Source organism: Lentzea sp. (genome assembly GCF_035525475.1).
Taxonomy (GTDB): Bacteria; Actinomycetota; Actinomycetes; order Mycobacteriales; family Pseudonocardiaceae; genus Lentzea.
The window spans coordinates 36,372-45,241 of record NZ_DATLEC010000234.1 but is presented as its reverse complement, the minus strand read 5'-3'; the positions used below and the strand labels follow the sequence as shown (position 1 = coordinate 45,241).

The window sequence follows — 8,870 nt, the reverse complement described above, 5'->3', positions numbered from 1 at the left end:
GGCCTCCAGCGGCTCCAGCGACCTCCGCTCGGCCCGCAGGCGGGCGGCCAGCTCGCTCACGCGGGCCAGGGCCTCCCTGGCGCGGGCCAGGCTCGTCGCCGCGGCGGAGGCGGCCGCGCGGGCGGAGGAGGCCTGAGCGGTCACCTCGTTCAGGTCGGCCTCCTCGTCCTGGTCGACCCCGGCCAGCTCCTCCAGCGTCGCGAGGGCGGAGGCGCGGGCGCGTTCCCAGGCGGCGATGCGCTCGTCCAGCGCCTGCAGCTTGATCGCCGGGCGGTGAGCGGCCAGGGCGGCGGCCACGCCGGGGAAGCCCGCCTCGGTGGCCAGGGCTGCGACCGAGGCCTGCTGCTCCTCGACGCGGGCCAGGGCGGCGGCGCGGGCGTTGCGGCGTTCGTCCAGCTCCACCAGGGCCTTCGCCAGGCGCAGCAGGTGGTCGCGGCGCGTCAGGACGTCCTCGTGCTCGCCGCGGGCCTTGTCCAGGCGGGCGCCGCGTTCCTCCACGACGCCGACCAGCGACGCGTGTTCGGTGCGCAACCCGACCAGGTCCTGCTCGACCTGGCCCCTCTCCGCTCCCAGGTCGCGGGCCTTGGCTTCGAGACCGACGAACTCGGTCTGCCGCTGCGACCGGGTGCGGGCCAGCTCCAGCGCCCTGCGGTACTCGGACAGCGCGACGGCCGGCTCCTCGGAGCCCAGCGCCTCCCAGCAGGCCTGGATGCGCAGCTCGGCGGCGTGGGCGGCCCGTTCGGCCTCGTTGCGGCGGTCGAGGGCGGCCTGCTCGTCGTGGGCGGCCTCCTCCTCGGCGGTGGCGCCGACACCGCCCAGCATGGGCTGGGCCGGGGCGGGATGGCTGGGGGAACCGCAGACGGCACAGGGCTTGCCGCGTTGGAGAGCCGCGGCCAGCTCGATGGCCATGTTCTCGAGCCGCTGCTGGCGAACCTGCTGCAGAACGTCCTTGGCCTTCTGGTGGACGTCGATCGCCTGGTGCAGCTCGTTCTTGGTGCGCTCCAACGCCTGCGTCGCGCCCGGCAGCGCCTCGGCCGCGTCCGCGCGGGCCTTCAGCGACTCCAGGCGGCCCGACACCTCCACGGCGGCGTCCAGCTGGGCGCGGCACTGCGCCAGGCGATCGGGGAGCACCTCCAGCTCGGCGTTCAGCGCCAGCAGCCGGCGTTCCACCTGGTGGGAGGAGTTCTTCAGCACCGACAGCTTGCGCACGTCGGCCTGCTGGCGTTCGGCCTCGGCCGCCAGCTCGCCCAGCCCGCCGGCCTCCTCGCGGTAGCGCTCGGCGTCCTCCCGCAACGACGAGCCCTCGTAACCCAGGCGCGCCAGCGCTTCCGCGGCGTGGGTCTCGTCGCGGACGGCGAACTCGTAGGACTGCTGGAGCTTCGCGATCTCGGCATGAGCCGGCACGACCGGAATCGCGCGGCGGGCGGCGTCGCGTTCGGCGAACCACGACGCCGAGTCTGCCGCCTCGACACGCGCCAGCAGCTCACGAGCCTCCCGCACACGGCGCAACTGGTCGGCCTGCACGCGGGCCTGGGCCAGCAACGCGTCCGCGCCGTCGGCCACGCCCGCCGTCTCCTCCGCCACTCCCTCGGCGTCCTTGACGGCGAGAGAAAGCCGCTCCAGCACCGATTCCACCCAACCAGGCTCGTCGGAGGGCTCCTCGGAGGCCGCCTCGGCGACGCGGTGCATCAGCTTGGCCGCGCCCTGACGGCGTTCCTCCAGCACACGGCCGGCCACGACCCGCTTGTCGCGGAACCACTTCTCGACGTCGAGAAACCTTTCGGTGCCGAAGAGCTTCTCCAGCAGCACCTCGCGTTCGGCCGTGTCCGACCGCAGGAACTTCGCGAACTCGCCCTGCGGCAGCAGCACGACCTGGAAGAACTGCTCGTACGACATGCCCAGCATGTCCTCGACGGCACGCGCCACGTCGTCGATGCGGGTGATGCCCTCGCCGTCCCAGCCCTCCAGCCACGTCAGCGAGCACTTCGCGGGCTGCGTGGTGAACCCGCCGCCGCGCTTCTTCGGCCTGTCGAACTCCGGCGAGCGCACGATCCGGAACCGCCGCGACTGCACGGTGAGCTCCAGCGACACCTCCGTCGGCACCTCGGGGTCGGCGTACTCGCAGCGCAGCTTCTTCACGTCGCCACGCGCGCCGGGGACCCGGCCGAACAGCGCGAACGCCACCGCGTCGAGCAACGTCGTCTTGCCGGCGCCGGTATCGCCGTGCAGCAGGAACAACCCGTCCGCGCCCAGCTCGTCGAAGTCGACGGACTCCGGCCGCGGGTAGGGCCCGAACGCCGTCAGCTCCAGGCGGTGCAGTCTCATCGCTCCTGCTCCCTCGCCACCGATGCGAACGCCTCGCGCAGCAACGCCTTCTCCGCCTCGGACGGCTCAGAACCCCTGGCGTCCGACACGAAGCAGCAGGCCACCTCTTCATCGGTCCGGCCGCGCACCCGGTCCGCGTAGGTCATGTCGTGCCGCGGCCCCTGCTCCGGCCGCCACTCCACGTGCACCGCGTGCTCGAAGCGCTTCTGGAGCTGCCGCAACGCGTCCATCGGCCGCACCTGGTCCGTGAGCACCACGGACAGGAAGTGGTCTTCCAGCGGCGTGTGCGCCGGGTCCTCCAGCACGCCGGCCAACGTACCCGTCACCGTCGCCAGCTGCCGAGGCACCGGCAGGTCGCGCCGCTCCACCCCGACGAGCCCGCCCTCGTCGAGCTCCACCAGCCACACCGACTTGCGGTGCCGCGCCTCGGAGAACGAGTACGCCAGCGGGCTGCCCGAGTACCGCAGGTTCTCCGCGAGCGTCTGCGGCCCGTGCAGGTGCCCGAGAGCCACGTAGTCGACGCCCGCAAACACCTGCATCGACACGTCCTGCACGCCACCCACCGCGATGGTGCGCTCCGACTCCGACGGCGCCCCACCGGTGACGAACGCGTGCGCCAGCACGACGGACCGCGCCTCACGCCCGGCCAGGTCGGCGCGGATGCGCCGCATCGCCTCGGTCAGCACGGGCGCGTGGCCCTTGTCCGCCACCCCGAGCGCGTGCCGCGCCGGTTCCGGCTCCAGGAAGGGGATCCCGTACACCGCCACGGGTCCGTGCTCGTCCGCCAGCTCGACCGGCTTGTCCAGCAACGAGATCTGCGTGCGCAGGTGCAGCCCGCCCGCCGCCGCGAACTCGCCGAACACCCCGATCCGCGCCGCCGAGTCGTGGTTGCCCGGCGTGATCACGATCTTCGCCCCGGCCGCGCGGATCCTCATCAGCACCCGCGCGCACAACGCCACCGCGTCCGCCGACGGCACGGCCCTGTCGTAGAGGTCGCCGGAGATGACCACGACGTCGACCTTCTCGGAAGAGACGAGGTCAGCGAGGCCGCTCAGCACCGACTCCTGCTCCACGAGCAGATCACGACCGTGGAAGGTCCGCCCCACGTGCCAGTCGGAGGTGTGCAGGATCCGCATGGCGACACCGTAGAGACGACGTCCGACAAATCTCCGGGAGGGTTCCCGGCGTGTCACCCGATCGAGTTCAACATCGGTGGGGGAGCATCATCGGTGCCGTGACCGCAGTGATCATCACCGCCTCGATCGTCCTGGCACTCGTCAGTGCCGGGGCGCTGCTGTTCGTCTGGCGCCTCTACCAGGACAGCGTCCGCCGCACCGACGAGGCGCTCGCCGCCATCGGTGCAGAACGCGCGCGCTACGACGCACAGCAGGTGGCCCTCCAGCGCTATGAAGTGGCTTTCTCCAGCGTCTCCGGACGAGGCGAACTCGGCGAACAGGTGCTCGTCGAGACGGCGCGCGCCCTCGGCCTGAGGGAAAACCTCCACTACACGTTGCAGACCGACGTCGCGGGCGGCGGAGCGGTGCGTCCCGACATGGTCCTGAACGTCGGCGGCGGCCGGCAGGTCCCGGTCGACTCGAAGATGTCCATGGCGTGCTGGGCGGAAGCGGTCGAGACGGACGACCCGCAGGAACGCCAGGACGCGCTGCGGGTGCACGTCCGCAACATCCGTTCGCGTGCCGCCGAACTGGCGGGCAAGGGTTACCAGCGCTGGGCCGACGCCATCTACGGCACGATCATGTTCGTCCCCAACGACGGCGCTGTCGTCGCCGCGCTGGACACCGACCCCGAACTGCTGCGCTGGCTGCTCGACCGCCGCGTCTTCCTGTGCGGCCCGACCGGGTTCGCGGTGATCGCGTCGTCGGCGATGTTCGCGGTCACCGAACGCGCGCTGGCCGACGACGTCGAGCAGGTCAGGCTCCAGGCGGGCCGGGCCAACCGCGCCGCCGACACCGCCATCGAGGCCGTCAACCTCTCCACGACGCACCTGCAGCGGTTCCTGTCCGCGCGCCGGCGTGAGCTGGACGCGCTGGAGGGCTTCCGGGCGAGCGTCGAGCCGCTCACGGACGCCTCCGCCACCCCGACACCCCTTCCGTTGGTCCGAAGGGCTGACGAACAGTCCGCTTAGAACGCACGGAGAGTGCCCAGAGGTTGCTTCTGGGTGAGAAAGCCGCGGACCGACGAACACCGATTGGCCGAACGGCTACCGTGTGCGGCGTGAGTGAGTTGCGCGAGCGTTCAGCAGCCTTCGATGACGAGGTCGAAGACTACGACGCGGTTCCGTGGAACTACCGGGCCATCTTCGGCGAGTTCAGGGGAATCCCCTGGTGGGCCGCGATCCTGTGCGCCCTGGTGCCGGCGTTCATCGGCGCGTTCATCGACATCAACTCCAGCAAGACCGTCGGCTGGACGTTCAACGCGGTGTTCTTCGCCGGCGCGCTGGCGGGCATCCTGCTGGTGCAGCGCCGCAGCCTGTTCGCGCCGATGGTGCAGCCCCCGCTCATCCTGGCCGCCACCGTGCCCACGCTCGTGCTGCTCACCGGCGGCGTGGCGAAGGGCGGCCTGTCCGCCATGGCGCTGGGCCTGGGCAAGCCGCTGATCGACAGCTTCCCGGTCATGGCCGTGACGACCGGCGTCACCGTCGCGCTCGGCATCCTGCGGATCGTGCTGCAGAAGGACCCGAACCGCCCGACCAAGGACGAGGTCCGCGAGGCCAAGGCGGAGATCAAGGAACGCGGCAAGCCGGCCCGCAAGCCCCGCGAGGACGCCGCCGACGAGGACCGCCCGCGCCGCCGCCCCGCCGCCGAACGCCCTGAGCGCCCCGAACGCGGTGAGGGCACCCCGGCCCGCCGTCCGCGGCCGGAGGGAGCGCCTGCCCGGCGCCCGCGTCCGGACGGTGCTCGTGGTGAGCGTCCGACCGGTCAGCGCAAGCCCCGCCCGCCGCGCGACGACCGCTGACAGCCGGCCTCGCCGGCCTGGCCACGGGCACTCGACGCGCCACGCCCACCCGTCGACGAGCCGCCCCGTTGTCCGCCATCGGCCCCACAAACCCCGCACAACGGATCACGGACAACAACCCCCTGATCAGCGCCCCACTCTGCCAGCATGAACGCGATGCCTAGGGGAGAGCGTCCACTGGACGAGGGCGACAGTCCGCTGCTGCTGTTCGCCGCAGATCTGCGACAACTACGAGCCGACGCGGGGAAGCCGAGCTACCGGGACCTGTCCCGGCGCGCCCACTTCAGCGCGAGCACGCTGTCCGACGCGGCGGGCGGCAGGCGGCTGCCCGGCCTCGACGTCACGCTGGCCTACGTGCGGGCGTGCCACGGCGACGAGGCCGCGTGGGAACGGCGTTGGCACGACCTCGCCGTCGCGCTGGCGCAGAGCCGCACGAACGACGGGCCGTCGCCGTACGCGGGACTGAACCCGTTCACGACCGAGGACGCCGACCGGTTCTTCGGCCGTGAGGCGCTCACGCACGCGTTGCTCGACAGGCTCGGCCCGAGCGGGTTCCTGGCGGTGTTCGGTGCGTCCGGCGAGGGCAAGTCGTCGTTGCTGCGGGCGGGTATCGCGGCGAAGTTCGAGAATGCGGTCGTGTGCACGCCGGGCAGCGATCCCGATGCCGCCATCGCCGAGGCCCTCGCCACCAACCCCGGCCTGCTGGTCGTCGACCAGTTCGAGGAGCTCTTCACGCTCTGCGAGGACGAGGTCCAGCGGTCGGCGTTCCTCGAGGCCCTGCTCGACGCCGACTGCAGGCGCGTGATCGCGGTCCGGTCCGACTTCTACCCCCACTGCGCCCGGTACCCGCGGCTTGCGGAAGCGCTCACGGACGCACAGGTGCTTCTCGGCACGATGGCGCCTGACGAGCTACGCCGCGCCATCACCCAGCCGGCCGCCACGGTCGGTTGCACGGTCGAGACGGCTCTGCTGACCACGATCATCGCGGAAGCCGCCGGACGCAGTGGCGTTCTGCCCCTGGTGAGCCACGCGCTCCTCGAAACGTGGCACCGCAAGAGGGGCAACACGCTCACGCTCGCCGGCTACCAGGCGGCCGGAGGCATCCAGGGTGCGCTCGCCCAGAGCGCCGAGGCCGCGTTCGCCACGCTCGGCGACGACGAACAGCGCCTGGCCAAGCAACTGCTGCTCCGCCTCAGCGCCGACGGCGCGAAACGTCCCATCCCCCGCGCGGAGGTGGTCGGCGAGGAGGTCCTGAACGTCCTCGCCGACACCCGGCTGATCACCGTCGGCGAGCACACCGTCGAGGTGACGCACGAAGCGCTGTTCCAGGCGTGGCCGCGGCTCAGGGCGTGGCTCGACGAGGACCGCGAGGGCCTGAGAACGCACCGCAGGCTCACCGACGCCGCCCGCACGTGGCAGGAGCTGGGCCGCGACACCGGCTCGCTCTACCGCGCCACCAGGCTCGCCGAGACCTCCGAGTGGGTCGTCCGCGCGAAAGCGGAGCTGACCGGCACCGAACGCGAGTTCATCAACGCCTCGAAGTCGCTGGAACGCCGCCGTTCCCGCCGTCAGCGCTGGTTCGGGGTATGGCTGACGGCGCTGCTGGTCGCCACGGCGGTGACCGCGGTGGTCGCCGTGCAGCAACGCCGTGAGGTGGACCGGCTCGAGCTCGTGCGCAGGTCGCAGCAGCTCGCCGAGCTCTCCCAGGCGCTGTCGGCCAATGATCCCGAACGCGCCGAGCAGACGGCGGCGGAGGCCTACCGGACGTATCCGACCGCCGAGGCCCGTGGACGGGTGCTCAGCGCCGCCGCTGCCGTCTCCCAGGGCCGCGAGATCAGCACGGCCGACGCCGGCATCGGTCACGTCCTCGACAACGCCGGCGGGTGGTCCATGGTGTTCAAGGACGGCACCGTCGGACTGATGGGTTCCGACCGCTTCGAGCTGTACGACCTCGCCACCTCGAAGCGGATCAGGTCGGCCAGGATGTCGAGCGGCGACGGCAGCGTCTTCGGCTGGGCCGTGGCCGACGACGGCACCATCGCCGTCTCCCACTCCAGCGGGCAGATCACCCTGCGGGCCTCGATCGACGCCGAACCGGTGCCGTTCGTGAAGAGCGCGCTGCCGGTCGGCGTGTCCTTCAGCAGGGACGGCCGCTCGCTGGTCGTCGGTGGCGAGGTCTACGACCGGGCCACCCGCCAGAAGCTCTACGACCTGCCGGTCGGTCAGATCACCGGCCCGTTCTCGATCCGCGACGACAGGTTCCTGGCCGTCGCGACCGGCAGCACGGTCGACGTGTGGGACATGGTCACGCGGCAGCGGGTCGGCGGGTTCGCCCTGGGGTCCGGCTACATCTACCGGTTCACGCTCCTGCCCGGGGCGAAGCAGGCGGTCGTCACGAACGACGAGGGCCTCGTGCAGGTGCGCGACATCGCCACCGGCGCGGTCGTCGCGACCCCGCCCGGCCACACCGCCGCTGTCGTGGCGCTCGCCTTGAGCCCCGACAACGGAGTGCTCGTCACCGCGGCCCAGGACGGCGAGCTGCACGTGTGGGACATGGCCCGCAGCACCACGCTCGCCACGCTCTCGGTCGGCGAACCGGTGAACAGCGTCCAGTTCGCCCCGGACGGTTCGCTCGCCATCCTCACGAACTACAAGCTGATGTCCTGGCCGGCGGACAGGCTGCCCAAGCCGTCCACGCACGCGGTGCGCGCGCTCGCGGTCGATGCCGACGGGACCGTGCTCACCGTCGACGACGCCGGCGTGATCGAACGCCGCGACGAGGCGTTGCGCGTCGTCCACCGGGCGGAGACGGGGGTCGCGCAGAACTGGATGGGCCGTTTCAGCCCGGACCGCAAGCTCGTCGCGACGAGCGCGCCGTTCTCGGTGCGGGACGTGGAGACCGGCAAACCGGTCGCGAACCTCCACGCGTTCGGCACGCGCGTCGAGGGACGCCAGCCGGTGCCCCCGGCGTTCGACGGCCACTCGGTGCTCACCGTCGGCGGTGAGGTGCCGGAGGGCCTGTACCCGGTCGGCGCCGAGCCGGAGCCGATCCTCGGAACGCCTTGGGCCGCACGCACGTCAGCCGTGTTCGGACGTTCCGGCGCCGAGGTCGTGATCGGCCGTGACGACGGCGGGATCAGCGTGCGCGACGCGAAGACGGAGGACGACAGGGCGTTGCGCAGCCCGCACAAGCGCCCGGTGCGCGCTCTCGCGATGTCACCGGACCACGCGCTGCTCGCCTCCGGGGACGACAACGGCCTGATCGCGCTGTGGGACACCTCGACGTGGCAGCAGGTCGGTGAGCTGCGCGGTCACACGCAGGGGGTGACCGCACTGGAGTTCAGCCCCGACTCGGGCCGGCTCGCGAGCGGTGGCCGGGACCGCGACGTGATCACGTGGGACGTCGGCAGCAGGTCGCTGTGGGCGACGCTGCGCGGGCACTCCCAGCAGATCACGCACCTGGCGTGGCGGCCGGACGGCACCGCTGTGGTGTCCGCGGGCGCGGACACCACCACCATCTGGCCGCTCGACGCCGAGAAGGCGCTGACGTCGCTGGGCTAGGGCGTGTC

Annotated in this window: 5 protein-coding genes; 3 read left to right on the top strand and 2 right to left on the bottom strand. The window is 72.1% G+C overall.

The genetic code is table 11. The features are described from left to right. Both VM306_RS35455 and VM306_RS35450 read right to left on the bottom strand, forming a co-directional pair. Positions 1-2,325, bottom strand: a 2,325-nt coding sequence (locus tag VM306_RS35455; RefSeq protein ID WP_325522789.1) for an SMC family ATPase, incomplete at its 3' end; no start/stop codon positions are given. Beyond that, positions 2,322-3,461 (bottom strand): exonuclease SbcCD subunit D, encoded by a 1,140-nt coding sequence (locus VM306_RS35450; protein WP_325522787.1) that lies wholly within the window; start codon positions 3,459-3,461, stop codon positions 2,322-2,324. The genes VM306_RS35455 and VM306_RS35450, both read right to left, overlap by 4 nt. A gap of 98 nt (positions 3,462-3,559) precedes the next feature. Between VM306_RS35450 and VM306_RS35445 the strand changes: the two genes are divergently transcribed. From VM306_RS35445 to VM306_RS35435, 3 genes are all read left to right on the top strand, one after another. Beyond that, complete coding sequence (locus tag VM306_RS35445; RefSeq protein ID WP_325522785.1) at positions 3,560-4,471, top strand: DNA recombination protein RmuC; 912 nt, start codon at positions 3,560-3,562, stop codon at positions 4,469-4,471. A gap of 89 nt (positions 4,472-4,560) precedes the next feature. Beyond that, a complete protein-coding gene (locus VM306_RS35440; RefSeq protein WP_325522783.1) occupies positions 4,561-5,301 on the top strand; it encodes a DUF6542 domain-containing protein in 741 nt (246 codons plus the stop codon). 147 nt (positions 5,302-5,448) lie between these two features. After that, complete coding sequence (locus VM306_RS35435; RefSeq protein WP_325522781.1) at positions 5,449-8,862, top strand: hypothetical protein; 3,414 nt, start codon at positions 5,449-5,451, stop codon at positions 8,860-8,862. Positions 8,863-8,870 lie beyond the last annotated feature (8 nt).

Excerpts from the sequence above, each read along its gene's own strand:
- VM306_RS35450 (WP_325522787.1), bottom strand. The coding sequence starts at position 3,461 with ATGCGGATCCTGCACACCTCCGACTGGCACGTGGGGCGGACCTTCCAC.
- VM306_RS35435 (WP_325522781.1), top strand. The coding sequence starts at position 5,449 with ATGAACGCGATGCCTAGGGGAGAGCGTCCACTGGACGAGGGCGACAGT.